Raw genomic sequence first — 16,530 nt, forward strand, 5'->3', positions numbered from 1 at the left:
ATAGTTACGAAAATTCACCATTTTCCGAGATAATAACCATATCAGCACCCATAATTTATGACACAATGCCGCAACTAGAACGACTACTACAAATGGCAGAAGATGAACTCACTGAATACAGTAGTGATGCCCGTAAAATTGAAAAAATGCGTCGTAAAATCAGTTTATCTGTTTCCCTGGTCGAACAACGGCAAATTAAAACTGAGTTATTAGCTACCATGAAACCTAGTATAATTACTAATGTTGTGGAAGAACAAAGACAAGCCGCAGCTTTACCATTTTGGGGAATTGCCGGATTGGGTTTATTATTTGGAATTTCTCTGAATCAGCCCTTAGTTTTATTAGGTGGTGTGATGGGGACTGTTGCAGCCTTCAGAATCCAAAAGTGGGGTTGGAAACTACAAGCCAAGCGTTTATTGTTACAAACCTTAGAAGATATTGAAGCGCGGATATCCTCACCCAGTCAGGGTTCCTAATATAATCTGTGACTACAAACATTTCTGGTTGTCATCCTACCCTTAGGATAGAAATCTATAACTAGTTACTGGATAATTATACTTATAGATGAAATTAATCTGTTAATACTAGCCAATAAAAGAGGTAGTAATTATGACTCAATATGACAAGATTTTTAATTCCACAAAGACCATAGAAGAATCACTGAATCCAGAAGAAGCGGTAGCTGCGATCGCAGTTGTCACAGAAATGGCTGATTTATCTATAGATGAAGTCGATGGAGAAGTTTTAGCCAGTATCCTTTGGGACTTTGAAGTTTTTGAAGACTACTCAGAAGAAGAAATTGCTCAAATAGTTGATAGACTCATTGGAATTGCCGAAAAACACGGAATCGGAACCCTATTTAACATCGCTAGTAAAAGCCTTTCCGACGAATTAATTCTAGATGCTTTTGCCGTCGGGGTCATGGTGATGATAGACGAAGACGATTTAATTATCCCGCAACAGAAACACCCCTATCTCAAACAGTTACAGCACGCCTTAGACCTGGAAGACGAAGAAGCCCATGAAATCATCCAAGAAGTAATCGCCGCCTATCAAGAAGCAGAAAACGAAATTTACCTAGACGACGAAGATACAGTCATAATTAGAGATTATGGCGACGAGATATACGAATCCCCCGCCGGTAACTTCTCAGTCCCCATTCCCGTTGATCCCCAACAAGGCGGTAAAGTAGAAACTCAAGATGGGGTAGTGGGCTTTTTTGATCACTTCGGCACTATGCTGAGAATTGATTACTCCCCCATATCTTCAGAACAATTAGAACAAGTAGAATCTATTGGACAAGAAGAATATTTGCAATCAATTCTACTCAATAAATATGTTCCAGAAACAATTTTTGCCAATATGCCCAAAGCTGAGGTGAGATATACTGAATATTTAAAAGATGCGATTGAAGGATCTTACTTCGCGCTGATTGATATGCCCCACGGATCAACAATTTCCCAGTCAACAAATAACGGCACAGCCACCAGACTAGACGCATACCGGGGGGCGATCGCATTTATGCACTCTAACTACTTATATATAGTCAGCAGCCAGCACAGCTTTTTTCATGGTGAAAAACCAACTTCCATTAAAGAAGAAGCCGAAGAAATTAAGGAGAATATTTTAGACTTTGTAGAAACTATAGATTTCATAGAAACTGAATAAAGAAATACCAAAAAAATAAATTATCCATAAGTTTATGGTGGGTTAAACTGCACTAACCCACCAACTGCCCTGACATTACGAATTACGAACTACGAATTACGAACTACGAATTACGAACTACGAATTACGAATTACGAACTACGAATTACGAATTACGAACTACCAATTTACGTCGCAACAAATCCAAAGCCGCGTTAGCACTCACATAACGAATTAAACTACGTCCCCGCATTCCCCCAAACCGATACTCAAAACTGGTAACTTCATTAGTTGGACTAGCTAAACCGATATAAACTAAACCCACTGGCTTAGTCTCCGTTCCCCCACTGGGGCCAGCAATACCCGTGACACTTAAACCCCAAGACGTAGAAAGGCGGGTTTTTACCCCCATCGCCATCTGTTCTGCAACAGTAGCACTCACCGCCCCAAATTTATCTAAATCCTCCGGGTTAACTCCCAGTAACCCCACCTTCACCGAATTATCATAAGAAATTACCCCACCCCAAAAATAATCGGAACTCCCAGAAATATCAGTTAACATTTGTCCCAAACCACCACCAGTACAGGACTCTGCTACTGATAACGTTTCCCCTGATAAACGCAACAAATTACCCACAACAGCAGCTAAAGTCTGATCATCAGCACCGTAATAATCTAAGCCAGCAATATCTTTTAGCTGTTTTTCCACAGGTGAAATTAAAGCCTCAGCCGCCGTTTCCGAATCAGCTTTGGCGGAAATGCGTAATCTCACTTCACCCTTACCCGCATAAGGCGCGACTGTGGGATTAGGTAAATTAAAGTAAGGCGCAACTTTTTCTGCTAATGCAGATTCACCAATTCCCCAAAACCTTAAACTCCGGCTGTAAATAATCTCCTGTCCCCAGCCTTGGTTTTTCAGATAAGGGACTGCTGTATCTGTCCACATCCGATGCATTTCTGACGGGACACCAGGAAAGGTGAAAATTGTGATTTCGGGGCGCGGTTGCCAAATAATCCCCGGTGCTGTACCAGTGGGGTTGGGTAAAATATCTGCACCTTGGGGAATTAATGCTTGTTTGCGGTTAGTGGGGGACATGACCCGACCCCGTTGGGCGAATTTCTCAGTTATATCTTCAATGATTTCTGGATCTTCTATCAAGGGAACGCCAAAAAAATCGGCTATGGTTTCGCAGGTGAGGTCGTCTGGTGTGGGACCAAGACCACCAGTAAAAATCAGAATTTGCGCTCTGGATATAGCAATTTCTATAACTTGTTTTAATCTTTCTGGGTTATCGCCTACCACTGTTTGATAGTAGTGGGGTATCCCTAGTTGGGCTAGTTGTTGGGCTAAATATTGGGAGTTACTGTTGAGGATATCCCCTAGCAGGAGTTCTGTACCAACACAAATGATTTCTGCGCTCATTGAGATGAAAGGGAAGGGAGAAAGGCCTGTATTTTACAGTAACCCGATTTTGTCTCTGGTGAGGAAGTCAAAATTAAGAGACCTTTATCATCATCGCTGGAACATGGGCGGGCAAGACTTGTACTGAGAGACTTGTACTGAGCGAAGTCGAAGTATGTTGAAGTATGCCCACCCCACAAGAGTTTAATCTAATTGAAATATGCAAACTAGATGTTTTTCAGCGTTGATCACTGATAACTGTTTACTGTCAACTGATTTAAGCTAAGGCTGGTACGGGAATTTGGAGATGTGGGTATAAGGGGAAGCGATCGCACAATGCGGCTACCCGTTGGCGACAATCTTGGGTGACTGTATCAGATTCAGGCGACAGCAATCTGTCAGCGATAATATTCCCAATCTCGGTAAATTCTGTAACACCCATGCCCCGTGTCGTCATGGCTGGAGAACCTAACCGTAGACCACTAGTTACAAATGGAGATTGTGGGTCAAAGGGAACTGTATTTTTGTTAGCGGTGATATTTACGCCACTCATCAGTTGATCGCCTTGCTTCCCGGTCAGTCCAATATTCTGTAAATCTACTAACATCAAATGATTATCTGTACCATTTGACACTATTTTTAAACCACGACTTTGGAGTTGTTTTGCCAAAGCGCGGGCGTTCTCAATCACTTGGGCCGAATACTCTTTAAATTCTGGCTTCAGTGCTTCTCCAAAAGCTACTGCTTTCCCTGCAATTACGTGTTCTAGGGGACCGCCTTGAGTGCCGGGAAATACGGATTTATCCAGCTTTTTGCCTAATTCGGCATCGCGGGTCAAAATCAGCCCCCCACGGGGACCACGGAGGGTTTTATGAGTTGTGGTTGTGACGACATCACAGTAAGGAATTGGGTTAGGATGTAAACCGCTCGCCACTAAACCAGCGATATGGGCAATATCTGCCAGTAAGTAAGCCCCGACTTCATCAGCAATGCTGCGGAATTTGGCAAAATCAATTACACGGGGATAAGCAGAATATCCACAAATTAAGAGCTTGGGACGCTCCCTTAGCGCCTGCTCTCGGATTTGTTCGTAGTCTAGCTCTTGGGTTTCTTTGCTGACACCGTAATGGCAAACTTCAAACCACTTACCGGATACATTTACAGGTGAACCGTGGGTGAGGTGTCCACCATGAGACAAATCCATCCCCATGATTTTGTCACCGGGTTGCAGTAATGTTAGGAAAACTGCAAAATTGGCCTGAGCGCCGGAATGGGGTTGGACATTGGCGTGAGCCGCACCAAATAGCTGTTTAGCTCTGTCTATGGCGATTTGTTCGACTTGATCGACAAATTCACAACCACCGTAATAACGCTTACCTGGTAATCCTTCGGCGTATTTATTAGTCAATACAGAACCTTGGGCGGCTAGTACAGCAGCTGAGGTAAAGTTTTCACTAGCAATTAACTCTAGGTGGTCCCGTTGGCGCTGTAGTTCTTGGTTAATTAATTCGGCGATCGCGGGATCGGAGTTAGCCAAAAATTCAGAATTAGTTCTAGTCACTTAAATTTATCCTTGGGGGAAATTTTTACAACGGTAAGTTTGAACTTGGCATTTTACCTAAGTCAATTTTTACCCTTAATAGTTCTGACTGCTGACGACTAACGTTGAGTCTCGACTGATGATTAAATGTCAGTCCGACTAATGCGTTAATTATCGTCACGTTTTTGCCTGAACCTTAAATTTTACACTTTCATCGTGATATGGGGGATAGTGTTAAATATTTCTGGGCAATTTTGAGGGTAATAATAAAAACTTACAGGAGGGTTAGCGATGTTAGTTATTTTAATGGATAATCAAATCCTTGTCCCGGCGCAAGTTTGCCAATCTTGTTTACTGGCTGATGGTAGCGGTCAACCCCGTTGGCGTGGGGGTCAACTGCGATGCGGTGAAGCAATTCGCCAACTCAATGCACAGCAACCAGCACAATATAAATGTCTGATGGGTTTCCGAATTGCCAATATAGAATAATTAAAATCTATCAGCAACACAAAGCAACTGCGTTATCCTAAGCTGAAGAAGTCTTAAATTTTAGCCAGAGGAGAACGCACAATGACTTGGCGCGGGTCTACAACGGTTTCCGACCGGATTTTTGCCTGTTTACCTTATTTACTACCCCTGATTGAAGGTCTAGCCTTTGGTAGCTTTTTGTTGAGACAGTTTCCAGTCATTGGGTTGCTATTTATCCCTTTGATTCCCATAGCGGGACTTTATAGCAGTATCCCTTTTTCCAGCCTGATTATATTCTTTGCCCTATTCTTTTTAGTGGTCAGAAACGAAAGAATTAGTCACTTCATTCGTTTTAACACTATGCAGGCCATTCTTTTGGACATTGTGTTATTTTTGTGTCAAATAATACGGCAAGTTATCGGTTCGGTTCCTGGTACTGGCTTTGCTATTGAAACCATTTCCAACACCATCTTTATCGGCATAGTAGCAGCAGTTGTCTATTCGGTTGCCCAATCCTTGTTTGGGCGTTATGCAGAAATTCCGGCAATTTCTGACGCGGTGCATATGCAGGTTCGTTAATTGTTATCGCCTAGCCACCTTGTTTTCTAGGCGACCAATACCTTCAATTTCTACTCGGATGCGATCGCCTAAATGCAGTGGACCAACACCCATTGGCGTACCAGTTAATACCACGTCGCCTGGTAATAGTGTCATCACCTGACTAATGTACGACACTAGAGCATCAGGGGGAAACACCATCTGATCAATACCGGCAGATTGCACAGGGATAGTATCCTCATTTAAAAAGGTCTGTAATCTTGCCCCAGGATTTAATTCTCGGACAATCCAAGGGCCTAGAGGACAAAATGTATCAAAACCTTTGGCGCGAGTCCATTGGCTATCCTTTTGTTGTAAATCCCGCGCCGTGACATCGTTAGCGATGGTATAGCCCCATATTTTGGTTTGGGCTTCTTCTATTGTGCAGTCACAAGTGCGATCGCCAATCACCAATGCCAACTCACCTTCGTAATCTACCCGTTGAGACTGGGGAGGATACATAATCTCTGTTTCCGTAGCAATCAGCGAAGTTGACGGCTTCAGAAATATTAATGGTTCTTTGGGGACTGTGCTGCCCATTTCTGCCGCATGGTCTGTATAATTCTTCCCTACCGCCACAACCTTCGAGGGCGAACAGGGAGTAAGAATTTCGTAATTTTCTGGCTCTAGAATTAAATCGGTGGGTTTTCCTTGTAACCACGGTGGAGCATCTAGCACCTGCACATTCAGGGATAGTTGTAGCAATCCATAGTAAATCTTCCCTTCTAGATTTTGAACTCGCACATAGCGCTGCGCCATAACCTTGATTAATATCCTTTTTTCTGCGATTAAAAGCTGTTAGCAGGTAGCAATCTTCATTCTGTGGTAGGCTTTATCCTCAGACTGATCACTACATTCTCAATTCAGAAAGTTTACCTGTACTACCCCCTGAGCTTCGTTGATAGTTTCACTGCTCAACCAGCTTTTCTAGTAATATCAGGGCTTTTAAGCCGTGGATGGGCTGACTCCCTCATCGCCCTAAAGGTAGCTTTTTATGAAAAATGCGAATTTGGTGGATTTAGCTAATGATTTAAATTGAAAACTGGTAAGATTATAGTTCCTTGTTGCTGAGATGTTGATTATTGGTAGTATCTTTTATTGTACTTCTGTATAAAATCACATCAGCAGCCCATTCGTCCATAAGGTGACTTAAAATCATGTCTATAGTTTACGAAACAATTTACATTCTCCGTCCTGATCTAGGAGAGGAACAGGTAGAGCAAGCGATTACTAAATATCAGAACTTTCTCACCGAACAAGGTGCAGAAAATATAGAAATTCAGAATCGCGGTAAACGTCGCCTAGCTTATGAAATTAAAAAGCATCGGGATGGCATCTACGTTCAAATGAACTACACTGGTGGCGGAGCGGCGATCGCTCCCATGGAACGTGCTATGCGTTTGAGTGAAGAAGTAATTCGCTACTTGACAATCAAGCAGGATTTACCAGAAGAAACAGCAGAAGAAGCAGAAGAAGCAGTTCCGGTTTCTGCCTAAACTTCTGACTTAGTAGTGCTGGGTAGTGAGTTTTGTTAACTCATTACTCAGTCAAAAATCTCAAAAAATTTTGACTATATGCCATTTTTTGGGTTGAGTTGGGAATGCTAAATTAACAATTATTTGCTAAAAGCAGTACCATCGCAGTTATACCTAAGATTCGATAAGCATTCGTGAATGGGAGCTGTAAGCCACTGTGAGCCAAACTGACACACCCAACATCCAAGCGCTCTCTACCGAAGTATCGCAGCTGCGCCAAGAATTGCAGCTTCGTGATCAATTAGTGCAGCAGCTATCTCAAGAACTCTTCCGGCTGGTAAAGGGTAACACTAACTTTATGCAGCAGCGCTCGGAACCTGAATTTGACCTGAGTCAATTGCAAGCATTGCACGAACAATTGCAAGCAGTTGAGCAACAGGTAACGTTCTATCAAGAACAAATTACCACTCGTGATACCGAAATTTATCAACTGCGCCAGTCAGTACAAGAACTAAGCGATCGCAGTCGGATGTTAGAGCAAGTTGTACAAGAGTTACCGCAAATTTACCGTCGTAAGTTTGAGGAGCGGATGGCTCCGGTTAGAGAAAAAGTAGCAATGCTACAACGGGAGAACCGCAAACTACAAGCAGAACTGCAAAGTGTAAGTTACCGTTTAGCTATAAAAACTCGCACGGCGAGTCATAGTGGTATTGATTTACCAAGTTTTGGCCGCCCACTATCTGAGAATAATCAGATTTCTCATATCCAGAATGCCTGATAGCTGTTTGGGGGAATTATTCACCCCCTCGTGGCTTTAATTGGGGCATAATATCCTGAGACAAAAATAAACCACTTGCCTTTTGGGAAGTGGTCAATTCTAGTAAGTTTTTAGTGGCAGTTTACCTACTAAATGATCGTCTCTACAGAGGTAAATTAGCTTGCTAGTGCCAGATTTTTATCATTACATTCGGTAAAAATATCATCATAACTATCGAAAATTTCAAACACTGAATCTAGTTGTGTTAGTTCCAAAATTAATCTGACCGGAGTTTGCACGTTGCACAAAACTAGACGACAACCACTTTCACGTGCAGATGTTAGTCCATTAATTAATGGGACTAATCCTGTGCTGTCCATGAAATCTACTTCTGACAGATCAATTACCCAGAGTTGATCAGCCTGGGGTGTTACCTCCAGCATCTTTTGGCTAAAAGCCATTCCACCCTGTAAATCGATACTGCCTTGGGGCTTGAATAAAACCACTTTATCTTGTGAGATAGTCATGAATTTAGTTAAGTAGTTGGAAAAAGTAAAAGAACAGAAATTTGACATCAATACTGATTCAGTGTCAACGGCAAAATTACTGTTTAATTTTGAGCAAGTTACAGCCCTGCGGTTGAGACAATTTACTTCAGTATTTATGTCGTATATTTTATGTTAACTCCCTTAAGTTTAGGCATAAACCCTTGACAATTTCGGTATCAACCGTATCTTTTATCAGATTTTTATATTTAACCAGAATTTTGATGAATTTTTCATAAAAACTATATATTATATAGCATTAACGATGTATTTGTGCTAGCCACTACAAAATAATCAACAACACCATGTGGCGATCGCTCATGACTCCTCGTAGCGGATTGATTGACACCCCGCCCATAGAAGAGCCAAGATATATAAAAGGTAAAAAATTGTAAACGCGGTGGTACGGGATGTCTCTTGATCTGATTTCACTAGAAAGCATCCAAGAATTTGCTGATCAATATGGTTACTTGGCAATTTTTTTGGGCATTTTGCTAGAAAATTTGGGCATTCCCATTCCTGGTGAAACCGTGACCTTAGTGGGCGGATTTCTCGCTGGTAGTGAAGAACTTAACTATTGGTTAGTTCTGAGTGATGCTGTTGCCGGTGCGGTGATTGGTGGTACTTGCGGCTATTGGATTGGTAAATTCGGCGGTTGGCCTTTTTTGGTAAAAATAGGGAAAATCTTTCGGATTTCCGATGAACGGTTTTTGAATATTAAAACTCAATTTAGTGAAAATGCCACTAAAGCTGTATTTTTTGGGAGATTTTTCGCATTTTTACGAATTTTTGCGGCTCCACTAGCTGGTATAGCTGAAATGCCTTTCGGCAAATTCTTTTTTTATAACTTAGCAGGAGCAACCACTTGGGCTAGTGTGATGGTAACTTTAGCTTTCTTCGCTGGTAGAGTTGTCTCTCTAGAAGAACTAGTGGCGTGGGTGAGTAAATTTGCGATCGCCGCTTTACTGATTCTGGTAGCAGTTATTGCTATCCCCATCTGGTTAGAGTCTCGCCAGGTGAAACATATCGCCGAGGATTAAGAAGAAGCAGGGGTAAAATAAAGATGGTAATCATCACTGATGACACAGAGATAAGATCACGATCTTTCCTATTCTCCCCTGCTCCCTGCTCCCTACCCCCTTGCCTCTTCCCACTCCCTACTCCCTAACTTCTACCTTGCTGCGCCCAAATGCGAGTGGGTAAACCCCAAACATAAATGAAGCCTTCAGCAGCTTTATGGTCGAATTGGTCTTCAGATCCATAGGTTGCCAAATCTGGGCTATAAAGTGAATTGTCACTCCAACGCCCGACTACACTAGCATTACCTTTAAAAAGTTTTACCCGTACAGTTCCTACAACTCTTTCTTGTGTATTTTGAATAAAAGCATCTAACGCGCTTTTCAGTGGACTGTACCACAGACCGTTATAAACGATTTGAGTATAACTCTCTTCAATACCTCGCTTGTAATGGGTGACATCTGCGGTCAAAGTCAGACTTTCTAAATCTCGGTGTGCCTGAATCAGCACTAACATAGCTGGTGATTCGTAGATTTCCCGCGATTTGATACCTACTAAGCGGTTTTCCATCATATCTATCCGCCCGATACCATGATTTCCCACAACTTGATTGAGTTGTTCAATTAGCTCAACCGGGTTTTTGGCTGTACCGTTAAGACTGGTGGGAATACCCCGTGTAAAACCAATTTCAATATACTCCGGTTCGTTGGGCGTATCAGCGATCGCCTTAGTCATTTCATAGATTTCTTCTAGCGGCTCAACTGCTGGATCTTCCAGAATACCAGCTTCAATACTACGACCCAGTAAATTTTTATCAATGCTGTAGGGAGAAGACTTTTTCACCGGCGAAGGGATGCCAAATTTTTCACCATAAGCGATAGTTTCCTCCCGACTCATCCCCCATTCTCTAGCGGGTGCGAGGATCTTCAAGTTGGGATCAAGAGCGGCACAAGCCACATCAAAACGTACCTGATCATTACCTTTACCAGTGCAACCGTGGGCGATCGCATCAGCACCATATTTATGTGCCGCGTCTACTAACACCTTAGCAATTAACGGACGAGCCAGAGCCGTCCCCAAAGGATAACGATTTTCGTAGAGAGCATTTGCTTGAATTGCTGCAAAAGCATAATCTTTCACAAAACTCTCTTTAACGTCAGCCACTAAAGACTCACTTGCACCCGAATTCAGCGCTTTTTCTCTGACTGGCTCTAATTCATCTCCCTGACCTAAATCTGCTGCAAGGGTAATCACTTCTTCTACACCCCACTCATGTTTCAGATAGGGGATACAAACGGAAGTATCCACGCCCCCAGAATATGCCAAGACAACCTTTTTAGCGCGACCCATTGGTTTCTCCAACTAGAAAAACAAAGAATGAGTCATTATTATATGATATGCAGTTGACACTCCCCGCGATAAATCGACGGGGATTCTTGGTTCAACGAAACCACTTAGCCTAGAGTCCTTGCGTCATCTAGACCAGAGGTGGGATTCTCCCCAAGCGTTAATTCGGGTATGCCCTACCCTATTTGCATGAGTGCAAGTCCTGTTTTGTTTGAAACGATTTGTTTCAAAATAATGCTGATTCGTGTTTCGACTTCGCTCAACACAAGTCTAGCCCCTATAAATCTTTTACCTACTGCTAGGAGGAAACTAGAATAATGCAGTAGAACCGCATAGATGAGGCAGTGCGGTCTTGGGGTTTCCCCAATTAGAGCAACTGCCGTTTAATTATCAAGGTATGGCTAAAGCCACGCTACCGCTATCAGTGCTTTGTCTTTCGACAGCTAGGTTTTTTAAGTGGTTGATTACCTTTCCACTACGATTAGTATAGCAGCATCTTGGTATACTAATAAATTAAAAGCCGTCGTAGAACGACGGGGAACCTCAAACCCATTTCTTCGGTAAAAAATCAGATCCAACTAACTCCGGGAAATTCCCCATCCTTTCAGAGAGTGAGAAATTTCCCCAGAAGTCAGACCTAGTGATTGATCAAAAATTACGCGCCAATAATTCCCCCATCATCGCGGGTAATCACCACAGTTGCCGAACGAGGACGACCAGCAGGACCATAACCTTGACTATTTGGCCAGTTGCTTCTGCTGTTAGGATTGTCAGTACTAGCGTCATCCCCTGGATGCTGAATATTCACAAACATAGTGCGATGATCAGGTGTAGTAGTAATACCAGTAACTTCACAATCCGTAGGGCTGGTTAAAAACAGTCTCACTTCTCTAGGGTCATTAGGATTAGCACAAAGCATGGAGTTGCTACCAATGTTGGCATAGCTACCAGTACCATTACCCGCCTGGTCAGTTTGAATCCACAGACGACCGTAGTAGTCGAACCACAGACCATCTGGTGCGCCGAAGTCGTCACCATTGATATTACCTTGACGATCCGGGTCGGGGTCAAGTTTATCGCCACCCAAAACGAAAATATCCCAATTGAATGTCGTAGCTGTCACAGTGCGTCCTGTCTCCCGCCAACGAATCACATGACCATAAGTATTGTTAGCACGTGGGTTAGCATTATCAACCGGAGGACGAGCCGAACCCCCAGGAGTTGTACCATCTGCATTATTCACTGAGGCTGGATCTGTGCCGCGACGACTATTATTTGTCAATGTGCAGTAAACTTCAATTTCTGCAAATCCACCGATGCGGGGGCGGACACCAGTCCACTCTGGGCGGTCCATCATCGTCGCCCCCACTCTATCCCCAGCCTGTCTGGTCTTAATCAATACTTCAGCCTGGCTATTAAATCCATTCTCTGGAGTCAGTTCACCCTCACCGTAGACCAGAGGTAGCCATTCACCAGTACCATCGTCATTGAACTTGGCAACGTAGAGAGTACCCTCGTCAAGTAAGTTACTATTCGCAGCACGAAAATTAGGATTGTATTTTCCAGAGCAAACAAACTTATAAATATACTCGTTTACGTTGTCGTCACCCATATAGTAAGCCAAATGGTTGTTGTCATCAACAACATATTGAGCGCTTTCATGTCTGAATCGACCCATAGAAGTGCGCTTCACTGGTTTACTTCGGGAATCATAAGGATCAATCTCCACTATCCAGCCGAATAAATGGGGTTCCAGAGGATTGTTATAAGCATCAAAGCGTGGATCAACTTCAGGCCACCGATAAGTATTAGAGGCTGAGGGAATACCGTATCGTCTCTGTCCATTGCGGATATCTGCCGATTTATCCTCCAGACCTGGAACTTCTACAATATCTGGATTCGGGTTAGCAAAATACCCTTGAAAGTTCTCTTCGCAGGTGAGGTAAGTACCCCAGGGTGTGATGCCATTAGCACAGTTGTTGATAGTCCCATAAGCGGTGAAGCCATCGTTGATTCCAATTTCAAATGATCCATTAGGTTGAATGGAGAATTTCTTGGATTTCAACAGCGCATCTCCAGCCGCAGCCCCAGAGACTCGCATCTCCGTGTTGGCTGTGATGCGGCGACCATAGCGGGAATTACGATTTACACTCCAGTTATTAGTGAATCTGCTTTTTGATATCTCTTGAATAGATACGCCGTGAGCCGCCTGAGACTTCCTGGCTTTTTCAATTGTCATTACGGTGTTATTAACCGCATTACCACCCGGATGCAGGAACTGTTCTTGGGTATACTCGTGGTTAACGCAGAGTAGTCCTTGATAATTGTGGATGATGCTTTCCAGAGGTACTTGCAATCCCGATGTCTGGGCGAGGTAAGTTTTTCCGAACAGAGGAAAGAAGTGCATCCCATCATGATTCATTCCCACTTGCTTTTCCTGTGCTGCTGCATTTTGGGAAGCATTGGGTAGCCACTGTGGCGCACCGGGCATAATCGGATCACCCCATGCAGATAAGACCTTGGCTGTGTAACCTGGAGGAACACTGACAAGATCCTTTTCTAATAGTCCTGTGTCTGGGTTGCGGAGATTTGGCTCGATACTCTCAAAACCAATACCACCGAAGCCTAGTCCGGCTGGAACTGTGGCAGCTGCGACAGTTTTGAGAAAACCACTCAGAGAAATATCCCCTAATACAGTTAGGGCTGATGTACCTACAGTTGTGAGCATGAAACGTCTGCGCTTCATATTTACGCGCCCAATCACGTCTAGAATTGACTCGTTACGGGATGGGTTGATGGTGATATTGTTCTTGGGATGAAGTTTACCTTTCATTGAGACGGACTCCGTTTAATGCTTACACAGTTACTGTTGAGTTAATTTCTTACTGGGAAGAGCAATTTATTTTTTAAAAAAGTCTACAAAGAGAAATTACTCTGATGCTTGCGGAACTTTTCAGTAATCAGTTACCTGTAGTTGATCACAGGTTCCAACTGATGTTTATTGCTCACCCACATAAGATTTGTTTAATTAATCACAATTTAGTTAATAAGCATTAAGATTAGGTTATATATTGATTAATTTGAATTTATCAACCAGTAGTTTTTAGCTCAAATATTGATTGCTAATAACAATGGCTAAGGTATTGCTAATAATTTCAAACATTCTCTAAATTGCAGCTTTTTTGTATCAAATACCGCCTTCCGTAGTTTTGGAGTAATGAATCTAGTTCAGGAACAGTGTTTATCACTCTGCTGTCCTATGCTGGAGATCGATAATACTGTTGTGGGTGAGACTGTGTTTTTCAGCGTTGTTATACCGACTTACAATCGCCAGCCGATTTTAGAAAAGTGCCTCCGCGCTTTGGAGGTACAGGAGTTGAGTTCATCAAGTCCAGTGACTGATTACGAAATTGTCTTGGTAGATGATGGTTCTACCGATGGCACATTAGAATGGTTAGCGGCACATAAAGCAGATTTTCCCCATGTGCGATGTTTTGAGCAAGACCACGCCGGACCTGCTGCGGCGCGTAATTTGGGGGTAGAGAAAGCACTGGGAGACACAATTATTTTTATTGATAGTGATTTAATTGTGCTGCCGAATTTTCTGCAAGCTCACGCAGATGCTTTAGTTGTGGGAAGGGAAAATTTGAGTAGCGATCGCTTTTTTACTTACGGTGCAGTGATTAATACTTGCAATTTCGATCAACCCACCGCAGAACCTTATAAAATCACAGATTTTTCCGCAGCTTTTTTTGCCACAGGTAACGTAGCCATCCCTAAGCATTGGCTAGAAAAAGCGGGACTGTTTGATAACAGTTTCCAACTCTATGGGTGGGAAGATTTAGAATTAGGTGTCAGACTAAAAAAACTAGGACTAAAATTGATTAAATGTCCAGAAGCTGTTGGCTACCATTGGCATCCACCTTTTAATTTAGAGCAAATTCCCCGTTTGATTGACCAAGAAATTCAACGGGGACGCATGGGAGTTTTATTTTATCAAAAGCATCCCTCTTGGGAAGTACGAATGATGATTCAAATGACTTGGTTCCATCGTTTACTTTGGGGGATTCTCTCACTGAATGGCGCACTGAATGAGCGGACAATGGCTCCCTTTTTGCGATGGTTAATTAATTTAGGTAAACCCCAGTTAGCCTTAGAAATTGCCCGAATTTTTCTCAATTGGTATAATGTCAAAGGCGTTTATGCTGCTTATGCTGAAGCTAAATATGAACAAAATTGAGATGTAATAGCAAATAGCTGGGAATCTAAATCAATTATTTGACCAAAAATAATGGGATACAAGCCCCGTCGTTCTACGACGGCTTTTTATTTATTTTTAGTTTTCTAATCAAATCCCTAAGCACATCAGACTTTGTTCTTCCAGTTGTCAGGCAGTAATCTTGAAGATGTTCTAGCTCCATCTCAGTTAATCGAAAAAATACACTTTTATTCATTGTTTTGTATATTGATATGATATACAATCATAACAAGGTTTAGAAGAAAAATAGTGAAAGCGAGATATCAATTCCGTTTCTACCCAACAGACCAACAGCGACAGCTTTTAGCTCAGTTGTTTGGTTGTGTGCGCGTAGTTTGGAACGATGCTTTGGCTATTTGTAAGCAGTCTGTTAGCGTAGCGGGCGAGGGGGTACGCTCAACAAAGCTTCCTAGTAACAACGACTTGCAAAAGTTGGTGATTACGCAAGCTAAAAAAACTGAAGAACGAACATGGCTGTCTGAGGTTTCTAACATCCCATTGCAACAATCCGTTGCCGATTTAGGAGTTGCTTATAAAAACTTTTTTGATTCACTCAAGGGTAAACGAAAAGGTAAAAGAGTAGGTACACCCAAGTTTAAAAAGAAGACAGGGAAGCAATCAGCACGTTTTAGAATTGGGGGATTCTCAATTAAGAATAATCAGGTATATCTTGCCAAAATTGGCAACGTTAAACCAATCTGGTCACGGAAACTACCGTCTGCGCCCACATCAGTTACAATAATCAAAGATTGTGCTAATCGCTATTTTCTTAGCTTTGTTGTAGAGATAGAACCTATTCAATGCGATGCCAAAAATCAAAGCATTGGTATTGATTTAGGAATTAAAATTTTTGCAGTTATGAGTAATGGGGAGAAAGTATCAAGTCCCGATTATTCCCAAAAAGACCGCAAAATCCGTAAACTACAACGCAAATTAGCGAGACAGCCCAAAAAATCTAACCGCCGTGAAGTTATAAGAATCAGAATTGCCAAGCAACACAATCAAATCGCGGATACACGTAAAGATTTTTTGCACAAATTATCAACCAAAGTGGTTAACGATAATCAAGTAATTATTTTGGAAGATTTGAATGTGGCAGGGATGGTGAAAAACCGTAAACTTGCCAGGGTAATTAGCTTGCAAGGATGGCGGGAGTTTCGGGTGTTTTGTGAGGCAAAATCCGAAAAACTCAACCGGGATTTCCGAGTAATTAACAGATGGGAACCTACCAGTCAAACTTGTTCCTGCTGTGGGTATAGGTGGGGTAAAGTGGATCTTTCTGTCCGTTCAGTGCTGTGTTTAAATTGCAACACTGAACACGACAGGGATGAGAACGCTTCCAAGAATATAGAAATGGTCGGCATGGGGCATCGGCACGACCTTAAACGGACGAGGAGCGACTGTCAGACTACTCCGGTAGCTAGTTGCAGTGAGTCGTCAAGAATCACCGCACTTTCAGGGCGGTGAGTATGTCAAC

The 16,530-nt window shown here is 42.6% G+C and carries 16 protein-coding genes; 9 read left to right on the forward strand and 7 right to left on the reverse strand.

Annotation, left to right across the window (positions count from 1 at the left end):
* Window positions 1-65: 65 nt before the first annotated feature.
* Window positions 66-476 carry a hypothetical protein gene (locus tag VB620_RS16160; RefSeq protein WP_323197183.1) on the forward strand — a complete coding sequence of 137 codons (411 nt, stop codon included), beginning with the start codon at window positions 66-68 and terminating at the stop codon, window positions 474-476.
* Window positions 477-609: 133 nt separating this feature from the next.
* On the forward strand, window positions 610-1,668 hold the full coding sequence (locus VB620_RS16165) for a tellurite resistance TerB family protein (protein ID WP_323197184.1): 1,059 nt from the start codon (window positions 610-612) through the stop codon (window positions 1,666-1,668).
* A gap of 145 nt (window positions 1,669-1,813) precedes the next feature.
* Here the strand turns inward: VB620_RS16165 and VB620_RS16170 are convergent, their stop codons facing one another.
* From VB620_RS16170 to VB620_RS16180, 3 genes are all read right to left on the reverse strand, one after another.
* Window positions 1,814-3,070 (reverse strand): competence/damage-inducible protein A, encoded by a 1,257-nt coding sequence (locus tag VB620_RS16170; RefSeq protein ID WP_323197185.1) that lies wholly within the window; start codon window positions 3,068-3,070, stop codon window positions 1,814-1,816.
* Window positions 3,071-3,326: 256 nt separating this feature from the next.
* Complete coding sequence (gene glyA / locus VB620_RS16175; RefSeq protein ID WP_323197186.1) at window positions 3,327-4,610, reverse strand: serine hydroxymethyltransferase; 1,284 nt, start codon at window positions 4,608-4,610, stop codon at window positions 3,327-3,329.
* Between the two features lie 25 nt (window positions 4,611-4,635).
* On the reverse strand, window positions 4,636-4,770 hold the full coding sequence (locus VB620_RS16180; RefSeq protein WP_323197187.1) for a hypothetical protein: 135 nt from the start codon (window positions 4,768-4,770) through the stop codon (window positions 4,636-4,638).
* 110 nt (window positions 4,771-4,880) lie between these two features.
* On the opposite strand from VB620_RS16180, the gene VB620_RS16185 reads away from it, so the two are divergent.
* Together VB620_RS16185 and VB620_RS16190 are read left to right on the forward strand one after the other, a co-directional pair.
* The gene (locus tag VB620_RS16185) at window positions 4,881-5,078 is read left to right on the forward strand and encodes a hypothetical protein (RefSeq protein WP_323197188.1); all 198 of its coding nucleotides are present in this window, start codon (window positions 4,881-4,883) and stop codon (window positions 5,076-5,078) included.
* A gap of 81 nt (window positions 5,079-5,159) precedes the next feature.
* On the forward strand, window positions 5,160-5,636 hold the full coding sequence (locus tag VB620_RS16190) for a Tic20 family protein (RefSeq protein WP_323197189.1): 477 nt from the start codon (window positions 5,160-5,162) through the stop codon (window positions 5,634-5,636).
* Window positions 5,637-5,639: 3 nt separating this feature from the next.
* Here the strand turns inward: VB620_RS16190 and VB620_RS16195 are convergent, their stop codons facing one another.
* A complete protein-coding gene (locus VB620_RS16195) occupies window positions 5,640-6,413 on the reverse strand; it encodes a fumarylacetoacetate hydrolase family protein (protein WP_323197190.1) in 774 nt (257 codons plus the stop codon).
* Between the two features lie 398 nt (window positions 6,414-6,811).
* Here VB620_RS16195 and rpsF point away from each other — a divergent pair, with 398 nt between their 5' ends.
* Together rpsF and VB620_RS16205 are read left to right on the forward strand one after the other, a co-directional pair.
* Window positions 6,812-7,150 carry a 30S ribosomal protein S6 gene (gene rpsF, locus VB620_RS16200; protein WP_323197191.1) on the forward strand — a complete coding sequence of 113 codons (339 nt, stop codon included), beginning with the start codon at window positions 6,812-6,814 and terminating at the stop codon, window positions 7,148-7,150.
* A gap of 196 nt (window positions 7,151-7,346) precedes the next feature.
* Window positions 7,347-7,907 carry an Npun_F5560 family protein gene (locus tag VB620_RS16205; protein WP_323197192.1) on the forward strand — a complete coding sequence of 187 codons (561 nt, stop codon included), beginning with the start codon at window positions 7,347-7,349 and terminating at the stop codon, window positions 7,905-7,907.
* A gap of 155 nt (window positions 7,908-8,062) precedes the next feature.
* On the opposite strand, the gene VB620_RS16210 is transcribed toward VB620_RS16205, so the two are convergent.
* Window positions 8,063-8,413 (reverse strand): STAS domain-containing protein, encoded by a 351-nt coding sequence (locus tag VB620_RS16210; protein WP_323197193.1) that lies wholly within the window; start codon window positions 8,411-8,413, stop codon window positions 8,063-8,065.
* Window positions 8,414-8,841: 428 nt separating this feature from the next.
* Here VB620_RS16210 and VB620_RS16215 point away from each other — a divergent pair, with 428 nt between their 5' ends.
* Window positions 8,842-9,471, forward strand: coding sequence for a DedA family protein (locus tag VB620_RS16215; RefSeq protein ID WP_323197194.1), 630 nt, complete (start codon window positions 8,842-8,844; stop codon window positions 9,469-9,471).
* A 124-nt stretch (window positions 9,472-9,595) separates the two neighbouring features.
* Here VB620_RS16215 and VB620_RS16220 read toward each other — a convergent pair whose 3' ends face one another.
* Together VB620_RS16220 and VB620_RS16225 are read right to left on the reverse strand one after the other, a co-directional pair.
* Entirely contained in the window at window positions 9,596-10,798 is a 1,203-nt protein-coding gene (locus tag VB620_RS16220) for an argininosuccinate synthase (protein ID WP_323197195.1), read from the reverse strand.
* A 652-nt stretch (window positions 10,799-11,450) separates the two neighbouring features.
* Window positions 11,451-13,628 carry a PhoX family protein gene (locus VB620_RS16225; protein WP_323197196.1) on the reverse strand — a complete coding sequence of 726 codons (2,178 nt, stop codon included), beginning with the start codon at window positions 13,626-13,628 and terminating at the stop codon, window positions 11,451-11,453.
* A 435-nt stretch (window positions 13,629-14,063) separates the two neighbouring features.
* Here VB620_RS16225 and VB620_RS16230 point away from each other — a divergent pair, with 435 nt between their 5' ends.
* Entirely contained in the window at window positions 14,064-15,035 is a 972-nt protein-coding gene (locus VB620_RS16230; RefSeq protein WP_323197222.1) for a glycosyltransferase family 2 protein, read from the forward strand.
* 267 nt (window positions 15,036-15,302) lie between these two features.
* Window positions 15,303-16,520: an RNA-guided endonuclease InsQ/TnpB family protein gene (locus VB620_RS16235; protein WP_323197197.1), complete on the forward strand. Its 1,218-nt coding sequence runs from the start codon at window positions 15,303-15,305 to the stop codon at window positions 16,518-16,520.
* Window positions 16,521-16,530 lie beyond the last annotated feature (10 nt).

Source organism: Nodularia harveyana UHCC-0300, assembly GCF_034931085.1.
GTDB lineage: Bacteria > Cyanobacteriota > Cyanobacteriia > Cyanobacteriales > Nostocaceae > Nodularia > Nodularia harveyana.

Bases quoted from the DNA above. Each gene is read 5' to 3' on its own strand.
- VB620_RS16160 (WP_323197183.1), top strand. From the start codon at position 66: ATGCCGCAACTAGAACGACTACTACAAATGGCAGAAGATGAACTCACT.
- VB620_RS16165 (WP_323197184.1), top strand. From the start codon at position 610: ATGACTCAATATGACAAGATTTTTAATTCCACAAAGACCATAGAAGAA.
- VB620_RS16170 (WP_323197185.1), bottom strand. From the start codon at position 3,070: ATGAGCGCAGAAATCATTTGTGTTGGTACAGAACTCCTGCTAGGGGAT.
- VB620_RS16185 (WP_323197188.1), top strand. From the start codon at position 4,881: ATGTTAGTTATTTTAATGGATAATCAAATCCTTGTCCCGGCGCAAGTT.
- VB620_RS16190 (WP_323197189.1), top strand. From the start codon at position 5,160: ATGACTTGGCGCGGGTCTACAACGGTTTCCGACCGGATTTTTGCCTGT.
- VB620_RS16195 (WP_323197190.1), bottom strand. From the start codon at position 6,413: ATGGCGCAGCGCTATGTGCGAGTTCAAAATCTAGAAGGGAAGATTTAC.
- rpsF (WP_323197191.1), top strand. From the start codon at position 6,812: ATGTCTATAGTTTACGAAACAATTTACATTCTCCGTCCTGATCTAGGA.
- VB620_RS16210 (WP_323197193.1), bottom strand. From the start codon at position 8,413: ATGACTATCTCACAAGATAAAGTGGTTTTATTCAAGCCCCAAGGCAGT.
- VB620_RS16215 (WP_323197194.1), top strand. From the start codon at position 8,842: ATGTCTCTTGATCTGATTTCACTAGAAAGCATCCAAGAATTTGCTGAT.
- VB620_RS16220 (WP_323197195.1), bottom strand. From the start codon at position 10,798: ATGGGTCGCGCTAAAAAGGTTGTCTTGGCATATTCTGGGGGCGTGGAT.
- VB620_RS16225 (WP_323197196.1), bottom strand. From the start codon at position 13,628: ATGAAAGGTAAACTTCATCCCAAGAACAATATCACCATCAACCCATCC.